Here is a 17525-nt window from a genome sequence, read left to right on the forward strand (position 1 = left end):
CCTTTTTCTCCATCACTCCATGTCCCTTGGAAATAAGGATTCTATTTTTCCTATCTATTTTTCTCCATTTCGAATAATCTTGTAGCGAATTTTTTCACAACTTGGTCCTAATTCCGGAAAATGAAAACCAAACATATAAAAGCTCCGGAATGATCCGGAGCTTTTATTATTATTTCGATTCAGTTACCTCAAATCTTTCAACAAGCAATGCAAGCGTACGAACCATTACGCCTGTTGCGCCTGATGGGCCCAGTTCATGGTCTTTGCGAGTCGTTGCCGTTCCAGCAATATCAAGATGCACCCATGGGGTATCCTCGGCAAATTCTCCTACAAAGGCTCCCCCCATGATGGCATGGCCTTCACGTCCTGGCGAATTATTCAAGTCAGCAATTTTACTGTTTCTGACTCTTTGTTTATCTTTTTCAAAGATAGGCAAGCGCCAAATCGGTTCTCCCGCTTCATAAGATGCTTCCAGCACTTGCTCAAATAAAGCCTCATTGTTTGTTAAAGCGCCAGTCGTGTCGTTTCCAAGGGCGACAATTACACCGCCTGTTAATGTAGCAACATCCACAAGATAATTAGCTCCATTATGCTTTGCATATGTCACAGCATCAGCAAGAACGAGGCGTCCTTCTGCATCTGTGTTCAAAACTTCGATTGTTTTCCCGCTCAGCGAAGTAATTACATCATCAGGTTTTAAAGCTGTTCCGCTTACCATATTATCTGTTGATGGAATAACTGCGACTACGTTTTGCTCTGGTCTTAATTCACCGATGATTTCCATTGCACCGAGAACAGCCGCGGCTCCGCCCATGTCGGCCTTCATCCCCACAATCCCATCTTTTGTTTTTATAGAATAGCCACCTGTATCAAAGGTAATTCCTTTTCCAACTAATCCAATGACATCCTTCCATTCATCTTTCCCCTGATATTTTAGGACAATCATTTTTGGCGGTTCAGCCGAGCCTTGGTTTACCGCTAATAATGCGCCCATTCCGAGCTTGAGCATGTCTTCTTTCTCTAGGACTTCCGTTTCGAAATCATATTTCCAGGCCAATTCGAGTGCATAGTTTGCCATATCTGTTGCTGTTAACATATTCCCTGGCAAATTGACAAGAGTACGAGCCGAGTTCGTGCCTTTTCCATAAGCAAATCCAACCGTTAATGAAGCCTTCACATCCTCTTCATCTGCCGATTCACAGTAAATCGCAATGTTCCCCAGTTCTATTTCAGGTTCGTTTGATTTTTGTTTATATCCTTCGAAACGATAGGTTGATAAAGCAAACGCTTCACTAACTGCATGAGCCGCATCTAGCGCATCCACATTTTCATTTATAAAAGAATCAAGAAAAACAGCCGCATCTTTGAGTTTGGCTGTTTTGATCGTTTTAAATGATTTCCCAATCGCTTCACGCAATACTTCGAAAGAGTAATCCTTCTCCCGGCCAAGCCCGACGACAAATAATCGTTTTGCACCAATTTTTCCAAATGTATGTACTTTCGACAACGCCTTTTTCTTTGCTAAAAGATCACCGCTCCTTACAAGCTCGGTTAACTGTCCATCAAAAAGTTTATCAACATCAGCAAGAACACCCGCAAATTTATTCGGCTTTTCGAATAAACCGATGATCAAGCATTCATGATCTGCCGAATAGTTCATTTCTTTGTTAACTTTAAACATTCATTCACCCCCATAATTATTGCTTTTATTATATCGGAAAGGAGAAAATCTTTCGAATAACTAATCACTTAGATACAAAATTAATTTCGGCAATTGCGGAAGTGTATCCACTTCCTCAAAAGGGATACGGTCAATATCACCCGGAAATATAATTAAACATTTTTCAATAAATGAATATACATGCTCAAGGTCAAGTCCCCAATGCTCTGGCCGGTAGGACTGCAAATAGTCATGGGCTGCTTTCATCATTAATCTGGCACCCTTTACATTTCCATATTCATAATGATAGATAGCCACACTCATTTGCAGTAAACCCTTTAGAAATAGATTCCCTTTATCTGTCATCCACATTTCTTCGAGAAGATCGTGGCAAGTGTAATAATCCCCTTCATTAAATTTAACGAAAAAATTGTAATATTCGAGCGGATATTCTCCCAACCTATTCAACTCCTCTTGAAAAAACATTTGCACTCTTACTGAATTATTATTATCATCTTAACAAAGGGGCTTCAATTGAGCATGTTTTTGCAAACTTTTCGAAAAGTGCAAGGCGCCTGGTCGACTAAGAACGCCACGTCCTCGAAAAAGAAGAGCACTTTTTCTTCATGCGATGATTATTCTGACGAAGCTTTCCTTATCCTGTGGCAACGTCGACACTAGTACGTCCTGTACGTCGAAGCTAGACATTTAAAGGTGGTTTCTAAATGGAATTATTGATGAATTTTCCTCTTTGGTCTGCAATTGCAGCTATCTTCTTTGCCCAATTTGTAAAAGTCCCAATTCAATTTATCGCTACGGGAAAGCTAAATTGGTCCTTGCTTACAAGTACAGGGGGAATGCCTAGTTCCCACTCCGCAGCTGTAACCGCGCTTTCAACAGGGGTTGCCTTGGAAACAGGGATGAATTCAGCTGTGTTTGCCGTGTCCGCTGTATTTGCGATCATTACAATGTTTGACGCAACCGGAGTACGCAGGCAGGCGGGTGAACAAGCCATCGTGTTAAATCAGTTAGTATCAGACTTTAACCGCTTTGTTGAAGAAGCAAAGGTGTGGCAGAAGAAAGCTGAACAGGAAAAACGGAAAGAGCTGAAAGAACTGCTCGGGCACAAGCCAATTGAGGTTTTTTTTGGCGGGTTAACCGGGATTCTTCTAACTCTTAGTCTTCATTATATATTTTCTTAATAGGTGTGATATGATTGAGAATTATCTCTATTTGCCCAAGCAATACCGAAATAGTCGAATATCTAGGGCTTACAAACATGCTAGTTGGCATTGATGATTATTCTGACTGGCCTGAACAAATCAAGAACCTTCCGCGATTAGGGCCGGACTTATCCATTCATATGGACAAAGTGGAAGAGTTAAAACCTGATTTAGTGCTTGCTTCACTAAGCGTACCTGGAATGGAAAAAAACGTGGATGAGTTGGTTAGACGGAAAATCCCCCATATTATTTTAAATCCGCAAAGCTTAGCTGACATTGAAAATGATTTAATAATTACAGCGAAAGCGTTGGGTCAACCTGAAGCTGGCCAAAAAGCAGCGCATCATTTCCGCACGCAAATGGAAGAGTTAAAGCAAATTGCCGCAAAAATAGAGAAAAAGCCTTCGCTTTACTGGGAATGGTGGCCAAAGCCAGTCTTTACCCCTGGTAAAATCAATTGGCTGACGGAAATAAGCGAGCTAGCAGGTGCGAGCAATCTATTTCATGATCTTGAACTGGCAAGTGTTCAAACGGATTGGGACGATGTGTATAAGCGCAAGCCTGATTATATCTGTCTTGCCTGGGTCGGGGTGAGAAAAGAGAAAGTCAATCCAGAGGTTGTGTTAAAGCGACCAAACTGGGCGGGGTTGGAAGCTGTCAAACAGAACCGGATTCTTGTTCTAGAAGAAGAACTATATTGCAGACCTTCTCCTCGTTTGCTCAAGGGAGCCGTCAGACTCGCAAAGCAAATTCATCCAGAAGAATTTGCTTTAATTCATTAAGTAAAAAAGAGGACAATCCAAAATAATCGGAATGGTCCTCTTTTTTCTATCCTGATGTTTCCCGCCCCTTCATCATCTCGACTCTAAAGTTTATTCAACAAAATTCGAGTGGTACCTGTCACCTCGACTATTTCCGTTCGGACTTAGTATACTGCTGACGGAAAACCTGCATGGATTCGTTTTCGTTTAAGGCATGTAATTCATCTTCTGTCAGCGAGCCGTCGCCCATTTCCACAACATAGACATCCAGTGTTTTCTTACCCCATAGGTTATATACATCATCAACTGTTTCATAATAAAGATCTACTTTATTTCCTTTAATAGCCCCACCCTTGTCAGCGACTACACCATACCCATAACCAGGCACAAAAAGAATGGTTCCAATTGGAAATACATTCAAATCGGCAGCTACCGTCGAATATAAGTCTCTTTTTACCTTCACGCCTGAATATGTAATGCCGAATCCAGGATGATCCGGATTTTTGCCTGTTGATTCATAAAAAGCAGTATAGCCTGTTGCAATCACCTGTTTAGCCGGATATTTCGTCCAATCAATTGATTCCTCTAACGTTTTTGGCTGTCCCACAACCGCTTTACTAGAAGAGATCTGCTCCAATTTAGCCACGCGCTTTAAATTTTTAAATGCGATCCCAACGGACTTGAATGTATGTTCAAATCTATTTGGATCCGATTGTTTACTTATGTTTATTTCATCATGGTTAAAATAATAATTCACGAGTGATTTTGCCTCTACTCCGGAAATAGACTGAAAGGTTGTTAATAGCGCTGCTAAAAATAAAGCTGACATGATTGTTCGTTTTGTCCAATTTTTTATTCTTCTCATATTATCTACCACTCCTCCCAAGAATATTCATTTCCCAACTTTCAAAGAAATATTCATGGGTAGAATAGCAATCGGATACAGAAAGTCCCAAATTGAATTCTTTTCCGAGTAAAAACCCTTTATTCTCTAGGGCTGTAGACATTTAAGGTAATATTTCAAAAAAATAAAAAAAATCCCTGCTAAAAGCAGAGATTCCAGTTTTTTAAAACATTTGATACCCTTTTTTGCGGAGGAATTTAATCGTAATTCCCGCTACAATAGCTCCTGCCATGCCGCTGCTTAAAATAAGCACATCTGCAATCGCAAGACTTGATAACTCAGTGCCCAGGCTTGAAAAGGATTCCTTACTATTTGTAAAATATTCGATAAACCGGACCTTATCAATAATTAAAATCGCAATAATCGGATAAATGATTGCCATAATCCAAGACATTCTTAGTAGCATATTTAATATAAAACCAATTCCAAAAAATAACACAAAGAAAAGCAGCATGGAAATCGGTAATACGAAAATAGTCATTTGCATCATTAATTCCCCCTTAACATCAATATTTAGTGTACTGAATGTATATTAGGGAGTCAATTATTTAAATAGGCTCTTTTCGCATATATTGTTGATTTTAACCTTGAAAGTTTGCCCGTTGATTTCTACTACGGGCACTTGCTTTCCGCGGGGAGGGACGGGAGCCTCCTCGGCGTTACCGCCTGTGGGGTCTCTCGTTCCCTCTATTTCCCGCAGGATACTGCATTTACATCCTTGAATCTGCCCACGCACGAAGGAAATGCGATAGCATTTTCGAGGAGTCAAGTGCCCTCCGCTCCAATCAACTCAGATTTTCAAATAAAATCATACTAAAAAAAGCAACAAAGTTTACGAAAACAGCCTTTATATAAAAGGCTTTTTCAATAAATATTGTTAGCGTTTAAGCTGCTTTATGTATAACAGCACTCTACATTATTCGTTCCGAATAAAACCCTTTCGCATGCAAAAGGCTAATAATCAACATTAATCGCTTAATATAGGCAAATGAAAAAAGGCCAGAGCTAAAAAAGCCTGACCCATTTCCGCAATTCCCACATGTGAAAGTGCCCCAAAATTAAATTAGATTGAATTTCCCTTTTTTCATAACGAGGGATGGTCCGCCAATCATATAAAGAGCACGGTTATCAACCATTTTCTTCATAAAGGAAGCTTTTGAACCGTACATTTTTTTACCAAAAGCAACACCAATAGCATCGTCTTCACCAAGCGAACAAACTGTTCCTTTAATATCCGGTGTAAACGTTTCAAGTTCAGTTTTATTGCGAATTAACGCAACAAGGTTTCGCGCACATACTTCTCCTTGCTGCATTGCAATTTGTGCTGTTGGAGGATACGGACGGTTAATCTCTTCATTAATAATTAGCGAGCAGTCACCAATGATGAAGATATTGTCATGACCTGGCGCTCTTAAATCCGGCTGTACTTTCACACGGCCGCGCATCGCTTCCAAGCCTGATTTCTCAATAATTGCATTTCCGCGTACACCAGCAGCCCATACAACCGTTCCTGCCTTGATTTCTTCTACCTCTTCATCACCTTTGCCAACGATAATTCCGTCAGGTGTAGCTTCTTTAATTGCCGTACCGATGCGGAATTCAACGCCTTTTTTCTCTAAGTGAGCAACAGCATAATTGACAAGCTCAGGATCAAATCCTGGAAGTACCATTGGTGCCGCTTCCACACAAATAACTTTTACTTTTTGGAAATCAACATCATATTCACGGCATAGTTCCGGAATACGGTTTCCTAATTCACCAAGGAATTCAATTCCTGTAAATCCAGCGCCACCAACAACAATCGTGAGACGCTCATCTTTTTTCTCAATTTCTGTATTATAAATAGCAAATTGATATTCGATATGCTCACGAATTTGACGAGCTGCATTGACATTCGCAATCGCAAACGCATATTCTTTCAATCCTTTAATTCCAAACGTTTCTGACTCTCCACCAAGGGAAACAACTAAATAGTCATAATCAACTTCGCCATTCTCTAGAATGACCTTTTTCTCATCCGCCTTAATTTCGACTGCTATATCTTGAATAAAATCGACCTTATTCCGGTCAATTACATCTTTAATATCATATCGAACCCGGTCATGGTGCAACGTTCCAGCAGACGCCTCATGTAACCAAGTTGTTTCGTAATGGTATTCATTCTTATTCACTAAAACGATATCAGCTTCATTAACTCCTGCAGCTTTTTGTAAACGAGTCGCAGTCATAAGTCCACCGTAACCTGCACCTAAAATAACGATTTTTGGCTTTCTCACCGTGATCACTTCCACCTTTTTATAAGTATTTTCAAATGTTTTCAACAGTTCTGATTCCGCCGCTTTTTACTTTATATTTTATTTGGCAAAATATAAATAGATTGTGATGCACTTCACTAGAAGCGACAAAAAATTGTTATAAATTTGTCACATAATATTAACATTATACCTACAGTACATGATATTCTTTTTCCAAATGTTTTTCAAGCTTAAAAGTGTGTTTAATATGTTTTTAAAATTCAAACTTTTCTCTCCGTCTTATCCCCGACGAAAAAATGCATGTTTAGATATCTTTTTCTCCTTATTATCTTTCTATGAAAGAGTGAGCTTTATGTGAATTTATGTTATTATAAATTGTGGGATTGAACAATATTATTGGGGGGATAACGAGTGAAAGAAGATCAAAAGATTTATGATATAACCATCATTGGCGGGGGGCCTACTGGTTTATTTACCGCTTTCTACGGAGGAATGAGACAAGCTTCGGTAAAAATTATTGAAAGCCTGCCGCAACTCGGAGGCCAATTATCTGCGTTATATCCAGAAAAATACATATATGATGTAGCTGGTTTTCCTAAGGTCCGTGCTCAAGAGTTAGTTAACAATCTAAAGCAACAAATGGCTAAATTCGAGCCTGCTACAGCTCTAGAACAATCTGTAGAAAAGGTTGAAAAACAAGCCGATGGCATCTTCAAGCTAACGACAAATAAAGAAATTCATTACTCGAAAACAGTCATTATTACAGCTGGTAACGGTGCATTCCAACCGCGTCGACTCGAACTGGATAGTGCAGTACAATATGAAAGCAAAAATCTTCATTACTTTATCGACGACTTAAATCAATTTGCCGGACAGAAAGTAGTTGTTTTTGGCGGCGGCGATTCTGCTGTTGACTGGGCGTTAATGCTTGAGCCAATCGCTGAAAAAGTGACTATTATTCACCGCCGTGACAAATTCCGCGCCCATGAACACAGCGTCGAGAATTTGCAAAATTCAAAAGTTGACATTAAGACACCATATGTTCCTGCAGAATTAGTAGGCGACAATGACGGGATCAAGCAAGTTGTCATTGAAGGCGTAAACGACAAAGAAAAAGTAGTAATCGACGTCGATGCTGTAATTGTTAACTATGGCTTTGTTTCTTCTCTTGGTCCTATTAAAGAATGGGGCTTCGAAATTGAAAAGAACTCAATCGTTGTCAATTCGAAAATGGAAACAGCGGTCCCTGGGATTTATGCGGCAGGCGACATTTGCACATATGAAGGAAAAGTTAAGTTAATCGCTTGTGGCTTTGGTGAAGCGCCTACTGCTATTAATAATGCAAAGGCTTACATTGACCCTAAAGCAAAAGTTCAGCCTCTTCATAGTACTTCTTTATTTAACTAGGCTCTTTTCTTAAATTTAGACCAATTCTATTCGAAAACAGTCTTTATTAATAAGTGTGTACCAAAGGCCAAACCTTTGGCACACACTTTTTGTTTGTAATATTTGAGTATCGGTTAGTATTGCTGGTTTATCGGGGAACTTTTCAATTTATCAGCCAGTTATACCAATTTATCAGCCAAATTTTCGATTTGTCAGCCAGTTTTACTACTTTATCAGCCAAATCTTCAATTTGTCAGCCAGTTCAACTAATTGATGTTAACAATCTTCTGGTGTTCCAGTATTTGTAGCTGTACGGAAGGATGAACCACATCCGCAAGACGCAATCGCATTTGGGTTATCGATCGTAAATCCGCCACCCATCATGGATTGTTTATAGTCAATGTTTGTTCCTTGAAGGATCGCTGCATCCTCTTTGCTGACAAGAATATGGATTCCATGCTGCTCGAATTGGTCATCATTCTCTTCTTTTTCATGTGCAAAACCCATTCCATATGATAAGCCGCTGCATCCGCCGCCTTTTACAGAAACACGTAAAAAGGAATTCTCCTCTTCGTTTGCTTTCATCATTTCTTTAATTTGTAATGCAGCTGCTTCAGTCAGGATAACAACCTCTTTCATCTTATTTCCCTCCTTGCTTTTTAAGCCTGCTTAATGCCAATCACATAAAGTGAAACTTTCAAATCGTCGATTTCTTAATCTCCATCTTTCGCCCCTCACCTTGAAGTGATAACGAGTTTTGAGTACAGAGATTGAAAAATTAACATCTCCTCATTCCAGTATATACACTAACACCGCCATCCTCAACTAATCGGAATCACACAATTTTCACTTAAGATTCATAATCTATAACAACACATTAGTGCTTTTATCATATAATCGAGTATAATAATAGTATAAATGCATTATGTATTCCTTCTGTAAAAATAAATCTTTATACCTAGGAGGTGGGTTCGGTGACTCAAATTGAAGCCAACTACGACAAAAAGTGTGAGTGCCGAATGTGCAAAAAGTCCTTTACTACAAATAAACTCCGTTCCAGATTTATTAAAGTTTCTAGCTACGATACAGACTTTTGCCCAGTTTACTCCCTTAGTGAGAACAATCCAATTTTGTATCATGTGAACGTCTGCCCTCAATGCGGTTTTTCTTCGACAGATGATTTTACACCCTATTTCCCACCCGGAGCTTTAGAAGTGATTGATTCAAAAGTATGTTCCCAATGGGTTCCGCATGACTTCGGTCAAAAACGAAGTATTGCCGATGCGATTAAAACGTATAAATTAGCCGTTTATTGCGGGTTGTTAAAAAAAGAAAAGCATATCACTCTAGCAGGAATGTATTTACGGATCGCATGGCTTTATCGAAGCATTGAGAATGAAAATCAGGAACAGCGGTTTATGAAACTAGCCATTAAGGATTATTTAGAATCATATATGGCTGACGATTTTAAAGGAACCCAAGTATCAGAAGTAAGATTGCTTTATTTGATTGGAGAGCTATCACGACGGACCAATCAAATTGAACAAGCAGTCAAGTTCTTTTCGAAGGTGATCGAGCAGCAAAGCCGGACGATTGAATCGGGAATCATTGATATGGCAAGAGATCGATGGTACGACATTCGTGAAGGTCAAAAAGCGGCACAGGAAGTACAGGAAATTATCTAAAAAATCCCCTGCCAATGAACTGCACCCCAATTGTTAGACACCATCTAACAATTGGAGTGCTTTTCACAAAGGGGATTTTTTAAATTTAATACATCGGATTTTCTTCTAAAAATTGATATATATTTTCGACCAGTTCATCTGGTGTACTACCAGTAACCACTTCCCCATTTACGAGTGCGAAATGGGATTCTGCACACTTTCCGCAATAGCCGAGACAGCCGTACTCAATCACATCAAGATCATAGTCCTTTTCTAAAATCTCCAATGCCTTTTGCGATCCGCTAGCTAGGTTGCTGAAACAAAATTCGATGATTGGCTTTATCACTACTATCACCTCTTTACTAAGAAAAGCGCAAGGCGCCCGATTATCGGCGACAAGCATAAGACGAGCCGGCTAAAAGGTTGTTCTTTAACCTTTTGGACGGATTGACCGAAATGAGAGGCGACTGTTCAGGGACGACAGCATAAGACAAGCCCTGCAGGAAGGCGTCCTTTGCCTTCTGGAGGGTTTGGCTTATGACTCGAGTCCCTAGGAGCCGCAACTAGACACCCTTATGACCTCGAGCCGATGGCGCCTGGAGCTAGACAGTTATCTAACTTCAAAAAGCTTATACTTTCTTTTAAAATAATGCTACCTTTTTTCATTGAAATCCGCAATAATATTTACCTCTGCAGGGCGAACCTTTTTCCCGTTTTTCCATTACGATTCTTTTGCCATTGGAACTGGGCTTTTAACACGTTCTGTCGAAACTTGTCAAGTTCTTACCTTATAAGTGTTGTGGTTTGGTCACAATTTAGTTATACTTTTTAGTGGATTAGGGTTAATTGTTTTACATTTATCGAAATAATGTTACAATATTTTATTTTTCAAATAATCTTTTTTTAGAATCGATATAAAGGGGAATTACAAAATGAAGAATCTCGTGATACTCGGCGGAGGCTATGGAGGAATGAGAGCGCTTGCCCGCCTTTTGCCAAATCACCTTCCGGAAGATGTATCAATTACATTAATTGACCGCGTACCTTACCATTGTTTAAAAACTGAATATTACGCCTTAGTAGCAGGTACGATATCTGATCAGGATGTGCGGGTAACTTATCCAGAGCATCCTAGACTGAATATTAAGTATGGGGAGATTTCCGGAGTTAATCTTGAAGAAAAAAAAGTGCTGCTGGAAGACGAAAGTCCAGTCTCATACGATGACTTAATCATTGGTCTAGGCTGTGAAGATAAATACCATAATGTTCCTGGTGCAGATATCCATACCCACAGTATCCAGACGATTGAAAAATCACGTGCCACCTATCAGGCATTAAATAACTTAATTCCTGGCTCAGTCGTAGCGATCGTCGGAGCTGGTTTAAGCGGTGTTGAATTGGCGTCAGAACTATATGAAAGCCGACCGGATTTAAAAATAAAATTATTTGACAGGGGCAGTCATATCCTATCTGCATTCCCTGAAAGACTAAGCTTGTATGTAGAAAACTGGTTTAATACCCATGGTGTTGAAATTATAAGTCATTCCAATGTTACCCGTGTAGAAGAGAACGTTCTTTATAACCACGATGAGCCTGTACCATGCGATGCCATCGTTTGGACTGCAGGAATTCAGCCGAATCAAGTTGTTCGCGATATGGAAGTCGAAAAGGATCCACAAGGCCGAGTCATTCTTACTAAACACCATAACATTCCTAATAATGAACATGTATATGTTGTCGGTGACTGTGCAAGCTTGCCCCATGCACCTAGTGCCCAGCTTGCAGAAGGCCAGGCCGAGCAAATTGTTCAAATCCTATTAAAACGTTGGAAAGGTGAAGAACTACCAGAGTCTTTACCGCAAATTAAACTTAAAGGAGTACTTGGATCTTTAGGCAAAAGGCATGGATTCGGAATGGTTGCTGACCGAGCAATCACCGGCCGTGTAGCACGTATTCTAAAATCAGGTATATTGTGGATGTATAAACATCATAGAGGGTAAAGATAAAAGAAAAAACGGGTCTGGATTCTACATCCAGACCCATTTTTAGTCTAAGGGATTAGCTATTTTCTTATTCTGGTTTATACCCATGCTTCTCCATTTCGGCATAAACCGTTTTCAATTTAGGATTTCCTTCTCCTACCACTTCATCTTCAATTAATACGACCGGATAAAACATGTCCTCATCAATTACTCTTTGAGCATAGCTTTTCTTATCAGCATCCTCCGGTGGATTATGGATGTCAACATATGAAATTTGAAATGGTTGGTTTGGATATTTTCTAGTAAGAGCTGCTCCTAGCCATTCGTAGGTTTCTTTTGAAGAAGGCAGGTTTACACAACTTGGGCAAAGCACCTCTGCTCCATAAATAGTTATTTCTACTTGTCTATTCATCATCTTTTCCCCCTTTTTTTCTGAAAATGAATCAAACAGTACCTAAATTTCATTTTACAACATTATGATACTAAAAACTTAAGAAAGTTCTTCCGTTAGAAGGAAATCGGTCTCTTTAAATAGATTTTTATAACCAAAATGATTATAATAAGGATAAAGAAAGGAGTAGATTTCAATGGCAGAACAAACAACAATGATCGAACAAGTTCAAGAAGTATTAGATAAATTGCGCCCATTCCTTCTACGCGATGGAGGAGACTGTGAATTAGTTGACGTAGAAGACGGGATTGTTAAACTTCGCTTATTAGGAGCTTGCGGTACTTGCCCGAGTTCAACCATCACTTTAAAAGCCGGTATTGAGCGCGCCCTTTTAGAAGAAGTGCCAGGCGTAGTAGAAGTGGAGCAAGTATTCTAATTAGAATAGCGTATAAAGCTTGGAGCAATGTAAAAGCGATGTCTTGTGGACATCGCTTTTTTTCTTTATTGAATATATTGACTGAACCTTCATGAGGACCACTTTTTCCCATGGGAGGTGTTTTCGGGCTTTATAAACATGCTAAGCATGGACACCTTTCATCCCGTTTGTCTGTGATGAATAAACCCTACTGCCGATCTGGTCAATTTCTAAACAAAGGTATTCCATTTCCGGGAGGATATTGCGCAAGCCTGCTGCAATCCCGGGTGCCTTGCCTGCTTCCGCCAAACAAAGTACAGTTGGACCCGCGCCGCTTAGAGCCACCCCAAATGCACCAAGGTTTGGTGCTTTCTCTTCAATTACAGCAAGATGGGGGACCATTTTTTTCCGATAAGGATGATGATATAAATCGGCCTTCATCATTTTCCCTGCTAAAGTAAAGTTGCTGTTTAATAAGGACGCAATAAGGACATTCGCAACAGCCCCTGCTTGAACAGCCTCTTTATATGAAAAATTGTCAGGCAATACGCCCCTTGATTCTTTCGTCAAAAGTTCTTCTTTAGGAACGACGGCAACGACGTCCATTGCAAGATGGTGGAAGGCTTCTGCACTAACTTCAGTTTCAGATTGGCAGCCGATGACCAAGCCCCCCAATAAGGAGGCTCCTACATTATCCGGGTGTCCCTCGATCCTAGATGCTAATTCTAGCTTCTCCTGCTTCGTCAATTCAAGCCCGCACAATGCATCCGCTAATTCAATTCCTGCTACAATCGCTGCAGCGCTGGAACCGAGCCCTCTTGCAAGGGGAATATCGCTTGTTACCTGGATTCTGCAGCCCGGGAGCTTTTGATTATATTTCTTAGCCGTTTTGATTGCAATTTGAAAGATAAAATTCGTTTCATCCTTCGGGTAGATCGCTAAATGCTTTGATAAAGGGACGATCTCCCAGTTTTCCGCTCTGACTACCTCTAAGGTTAAATAGACATTCAATGCTAATCCAATTGAATCGAAGCCAGGCCCTAGATTGGCAGAACTTCCGGGAACTTTGATGATGAGCATTTCACCCTCGCTCATACATGGACAACTCCCTTTATGTGTTCAGCAACAGCAAGCTCATCATTTGGCAATGAAACTGGCTTAATCGGGCTGCAATCAATCGCTACGTTCGGATCCTTCAGACCATTTCCAGTCAAAATAGCGACAACTCTTGTTTTATGCGGGATATCTCCATTGCGAAGCTGTTTATAGATTCCTGCCAACGAAGCACATGAAGCCGGCTCAGCAAAAATCCCCTCTGTGGACGCTAATTTACGGTACATGCTAATAATTTCCTCATCGCTTACTTCATCAATTCTGCCACCTGATTCCTCCAAGGCTGCCGTCGCTAAATGCCAGCTTGCAGGGTTGCCGATTCGGATCGCAGTAGCGATCGTTTCAGGGTTTTCAAATACTTTCCCATGGACGATCGCTGCTGAGCCTTCTGCCTCAAATCCATGCATCTTCGGAAGTCCAGTATCCTTCCCTTCATGGTATTCTTTAAAACCTTTCCAATAAGCACTAATATTCCCGGCATTCCCGACTGGAAGAGCAAGAATATCCGGTGCGCCCCCCAACTGGTCGCAAATTTCAAAAGCACCTGTTTTTTGACCCTCAAGGCGGTAAGGATTAACCGAGTTTACTAGCGTAATAGGCTCTGTCTCGCTTATCTTTCTAACCATTGCTAATGCATCGTCAAAGTTCCCTTCAATGGAAATGACTTCTGCACCGTACATGACTGCCTGAGCAAGCTTACCCATGGCAATTTTCCCTTCTGGAATAACGACAATGCATCTCATCCCTGCTCTTGCAGCATAAGCCGCTGCCGCTGCAGAGGTATTCCCTGTAGAAGCACAGATGACCGTCTCGCTGCCTTCTTCCTTTGCCTTCGCTACAGCCATAACCATTCCCCGATCTTTAAAAGAACCAGTTGGATTCGTACCCTCCGTTTTTACATAAAGGTCAATTCCCCATTCTGTTGATAATTTATCGAGTCTGATTAAAGGCGTATTTCCTTCATTTAACGTAAGTAATGGCGTATTTTCATTTATAGGCAAAAATTCTTTATATGTTTTTAATAATCCTTCCCATCTCATACGTTTGCACTTCCTTCCACTCTGTAAGAACTCTCGATTGTCTTAACGGCATGCAAATCTCTTAATTTTACTAAAATATCCTCGTAATCTTGTAGAGATGCTTGATGAGTAACCAGAACAATCTCAGCAAGGTCTTTATCTTTCAGTGGTAATTGAAGAATCTTTTCAAAACTAACATGGTGCTCAGAGAAGATAGAAGTAATATTGGCAAACACACCGACTTCATCTCTGACATGCAACCTTAAGAAATATTTTGAATAGCTTTCATTTGCCGCTTTTAATTTCTTTTCATATTGTGGAGTCGCAGCACTTGTTCCATTTACACCAAGACGCATGTTTTTCATGACCGCGACGAGATCAGAAACAACGGCTGTGGCTGTTGGCAGGCTTCCAGCTCCTGGTCCATAAAACATCGTTTCACCAACCGCTTCACCGTGTACATAAACCGCATTATATTCATCATTGACAGATGCAAGCGGATGAGATTCTGCCAATAGCGTAGGCTGTACGCTAACCTCCACTTTTTCACCTTCTCTGTCGGCAATCCCGATTAGCTTCATCACATAGCCTAGTTGTTTCCCATATTGTAAATCTTCTTCCGTAATCCCCGTAATCCCCTTTACTTTCACATCATCCAAATCAATTTTCATCGAAAATCCTAGTGTGGATAGGATTGCCATTTTTCTCGCTGCATCGAGTCCCTCCACATCAGCTGTCGGATCTGATTCTGCATAACCAAGCTCTTGCGCTTCCTTCAATACTTCCTCATAGGCGCTTCCTTGTTTGCTCATCTTAGTTAAAATAAAATTGGTCGTTCCATTGACGATTCCCATCATTTTTGTAATCCGGTCAGATGCTAGTCCATCTGCAAGACTTCTTAAGATCGGAATTCCGCCCCCAACACTCGCATCATAGAAAAGATCACAGCCATTCTCTGAAGCAATTGTCAGTAACTCCGCGCCGTGGACAGCCATTAAATCCTTATTAGCCGTTACCACATGTTTTCGATTAATTAATGCCTTTTTTATATATTGTTTTGTCTCGTTTACGCCTCCAATTACTTCAATGACTACATCGATTTCCGGATCACTGATAATATCTTCTGGATCGGTTGTTAGCATCGCCTGATCTACATGAACAGCCCGACCTTTATCTAAGTCCTTTACAAGGATCTTTTTCACTTTCACTGAACATCCTACTTGGTGCATAAGCTTATCCTGATGATTCTCAATGATTTTCACGACTCCTGAACCTACTGTTCCTAACCCTAATAAGCCGATTGAGATTGACTCCATTTTTTATTCCCCTCTCACATTGTTCTTCCTATATGTACATTTGTATTTATATAGTAGACATTATAATGCTAATTTTTAGTTATTACAATAGTTATTTTTAGCCCAATTTTGTGAAATCGCTTTCTTGCATGCTCTGACCAACTTTTTTAAAGGCTCTGTTAATCTTGACTGTTGATTTCCGCTCCAGGTGCTCGCTTTCCGCGGGCGATCCGAAAGCCTCCTCGTTGCTATCTCTCCTGCGGGGTCTCTTAGACTCACTTTCCCGCAGGAGTCTCGCACCTTCCGCTCCAATCAACAAAGTGCAAAAATCAACAGTATGCTTTAACACAGCCTTTTTAAAAAAAGTAGATTTTTAAAGCTTCACAACAAATAAATGCACCCATTTTAAAGGGTGCATCGTCATACCTAAATAATGAAGTCTTTACTTTTTCAGCCAACCAAGTGTCGGGATTTTCCATTTATGAACTGGGACTTTCGCAAACTCAAAAAAACCACTTAAAAAACGCTCATGGTCATCTGATTGCTGCAAAAATTTTTCTAGTCTTTCTTCGAGCATTTTTTTCTGCTGCTCCGAGTTTGTACTATAATAAGATTCAATACAATTAAAATAATGAAGCGGACAAAGAATCCGAGCATAATAAAGCCGCCATGAAAAAGAAGACAGAGGGACAAGACTTTGATAATCAGTGATCAATTGCAGGAGCTCTGGCTCGTAAGTTCGAATGTTTTGAAAATATTTCTCTCTCGTCCACTCCGCGAGATCCCTTGAAGCATGATCAAAAACCCAGTCGAATGGATTTTTCAAATAATATGATTCCCCCCATGTATCGGCGGTGAACCTTTCATGGCAGATCGTGCCGCTATCGGTTATGGCAGGCTCATCATCAAGCTCTGTATCGACAAGGTATTGGATCGCATTCTCAGCGATTCCCATATAATATGGGAATGATTCGATAAACATCCGTTCAAAATCATTATCTGGCTGACCGAAAAGCATGCCATTCCAAACCTTCTCCATTTGATCGAGTCTCGTTTCCCATAATTGCTTCCACTGGCCAATCCTGCTCATCTTTTTCACGGGAAAGGAAACAGATCTGCCCCGATAATGAAATCTTGCCAGCTTCCTTCCAATACGATTTAATTTCCGATTCTGAACATGCTGGTTCATTAACACACAATATCGCTCATTTTCCCATTCGCTAATTTGCTTTCCATCCTTCGTTTTCAAAAAAGTACTGCTATATTTTTCGCCGCTGTTAGTTAGATGATCAGCCATTTGTTCTAATTCAGACAGTTCTTCATCATCTACCCCACCGGCAGGTACAAGGAAATAGATTTGTCCCTGTTTCATACAAGCATGATATTTTCCCGCCTGGACCTCTTCCTCTGCCTGTATCCCATATTGACTTCTCAGTATTTTCTTTAACATCTCCACA

Annotated in this window: 17 protein-coding genes and 1 pseudogene; 6 read left to right on the forward strand and 12 right to left on the reverse strand. The window is 40.4% G+C overall.

Translation table 11 applies throughout. From position 1 onward, the window contains the following. Positions 1–169: 169 nt before the first annotated feature. Entirely contained in the window at positions 170–1681 is a 1512-nt protein-coding gene (locus tag BGM26_RS17530) for a leucyl aminopeptidase (RefSeq protein WP_217041504.1), read from the reverse strand. 60 nt (positions 1682–1741) lie between these two features. Continuing rightward, complete coding sequence (locus tag BGM26_RS17535; protein ID WP_217041505.1) at positions 1742–2119, reverse strand: DUF309 domain-containing protein; 378 nt, start codon at positions 2117–2119, stop codon at positions 1742–1744. Between the two features lie 266 nt (positions 2120–2385). Between BGM26_RS17535 and BGM26_RS17540 the strand changes: the two genes are divergently transcribed. Together BGM26_RS17540 and BGM26_RS17545 are read left to right on the forward strand one after the other, a co-directional pair. Further along, on the forward strand, positions 2386–2862 hold the full coding sequence (locus BGM26_RS17540) for a divergent PAP2 family protein (protein ID WP_217041507.1): 477 nt from the start codon (positions 2386–2388) through the stop codon (positions 2860–2862). 14 nt (positions 2863–2876) lie between these two features. Next, a complete protein-coding gene (locus tag BGM26_RS17545; RefSeq protein ID WP_217041508.1) occupies positions 2877–3665 on the forward strand; it encodes a cobalamin-binding protein in 789 nt (262 codons plus the stop codon). 127 nt (positions 3666–3792) lie between these two features. Here BGM26_RS17545 and BGM26_RS17550 read toward each other — a convergent pair whose 3' ends face one another. The 3 genes from BGM26_RS17550 to BGM26_RS17560 form a co-directional block, all read right to left on the reverse strand. Beyond that, complete coding sequence (locus tag BGM26_RS17550) at positions 3793–4509, reverse strand: 3D domain-containing protein (RefSeq protein ID WP_217041510.1); 717 nt, start codon at positions 4507–4509, stop codon at positions 3793–3795. Positions 4510–4711: 202 nt separating this feature from the next. Continuing rightward, positions 4712–5035 carry a YuiB family protein gene (locus BGM26_RS17555; RefSeq protein ID WP_217041512.1) on the reverse strand — a complete coding sequence of 108 codons (324 nt, stop codon included), beginning with the start codon at positions 5033–5035 and terminating at the stop codon, positions 4712–4714. A 571-nt stretch (positions 5036–5606) separates the two neighbouring features. Beyond that, positions 5607–6824 (reverse strand): NAD(P)/FAD-dependent oxidoreductase, encoded by a 1218-nt coding sequence (locus tag BGM26_RS17560; RefSeq protein ID WP_217041513.1) that lies wholly within the window; start codon positions 6822–6824, stop codon positions 5607–5609. Positions 6825–7214: 390 nt separating this feature from the next. Here BGM26_RS17560 and BGM26_RS17565 point away from each other — a divergent pair, with 390 nt between their 5' ends. Beyond that, a complete protein-coding gene (locus BGM26_RS17565; protein WP_217041515.1) occupies positions 7215–8210 on the forward strand; it encodes an NAD(P)/FAD-dependent oxidoreductase in 996 nt (331 codons plus the stop codon). Positions 8211–8465: 255 nt separating this feature from the next. Here BGM26_RS17565 and BGM26_RS17570 read toward each other — a convergent pair whose 3' ends face one another. After that, entirely contained in the window at positions 8466–8828 is a 363-nt protein-coding gene (locus BGM26_RS17570; RefSeq protein WP_217041516.1) for a HesB/IscA family protein, read from the reverse strand. A 335-nt stretch (positions 8829–9163) separates the two neighbouring features. Between BGM26_RS17570 and BGM26_RS17575 the strand changes: the two genes are divergently transcribed. After that, a complete protein-coding gene (locus tag BGM26_RS17575) occupies positions 9164–9874 on the forward strand; it encodes a DUF2225 domain-containing protein (protein ID WP_217041518.1) in 711 nt (236 codons plus the stop codon). A gap of 85 nt (positions 9875–9959) precedes the next feature. Here the strand turns inward: BGM26_RS17575 and BGM26_RS17580 are convergent, their stop codons facing one another. Continuing rightward, positions 9960–10196, reverse strand: a complete 237-nt coding sequence (locus tag BGM26_RS17580; protein WP_217041794.1) for a YuzB family protein — start codon at positions 10194–10196, stop codon at positions 9960–9962. 589 nt (positions 10197–10785) lie between these two features. On the opposite strand from BGM26_RS17580, the gene BGM26_RS17585 reads away from it, so the two are divergent. Beyond that, the gene (locus BGM26_RS17585; RefSeq protein WP_217041519.1) at positions 10786–11853 is read left to right on the forward strand and encodes an NAD(P)/FAD-dependent oxidoreductase; all 1068 of its coding nucleotides are present in this window, start codon (positions 10786–10788) and stop codon (positions 11851–11853) included. 70 nt (positions 11854–11923) lie between these two features. On the opposite strand, the gene BGM26_RS17590 is transcribed toward BGM26_RS17585, so the two are convergent. Beyond that, entirely contained in the window at positions 11924–12250 is a 327-nt protein-coding gene (locus tag BGM26_RS17590) for a YuzD family protein (protein WP_217041521.1), read from the reverse strand. A gap of 116 nt (positions 12251–12366) precedes the next feature. Here BGM26_RS17590 and BGM26_RS17595 point away from each other — a divergent pair. Then, positions 12367–12662: pseudogene (locus BGM26_RS17595) on the forward strand (NifU family protein). A 141-nt stretch (positions 12663–12803) separates the two neighbouring features. On the opposite strand, the gene thrB reads toward BGM26_RS17595, so the two are convergent. The 4 genes from thrB to yutH form a co-directional block, all read right to left on the reverse strand. Further along, entirely contained in the window at positions 12804–13736 is a 933-nt protein-coding gene (gene thrB / locus BGM26_RS17600; protein WP_217041522.1) for a homoserine kinase, read from the reverse strand. Beyond that, entirely contained in the window at positions 13733–14794 is a 1062-nt protein-coding gene (gene thrC / locus BGM26_RS17605) for a threonine synthase (RefSeq protein ID WP_217041527.1), read from the reverse strand. The genes thrB and thrC overlap by 4 nt, the downstream gene beginning before the upstream one ends. Continuing rightward, complete coding sequence (locus BGM26_RS17610) at positions 14791–16089, reverse strand: homoserine dehydrogenase (RefSeq protein WP_217041529.1); 1299 nt, start codon at positions 16087–16089, stop codon at positions 14791–14793. The genes thrC and BGM26_RS17610 overlap by 4 nt, the downstream gene beginning before the upstream one ends. Before the next feature lie 421 nt (positions 16090–16510). Next, positions 16511–17518 (reverse strand): spore coat putative kinase YutH, encoded by a 1008-nt coding sequence (yutH, locus tag BGM26_RS17615; protein ID WP_217041532.1) that lies wholly within the window; start codon positions 17516–17518, stop codon positions 16511–16513. Positions 17519–17525 lie beyond the last annotated feature (7 nt).

The organism is Bacillus sp. FJAT-29790 (assembly GCF_019039215.1).
Classification (GTDB): Bacteria; Bacillota; Bacilli; order Bacillales; family Cytobacillaceae; genus Cytobacillus.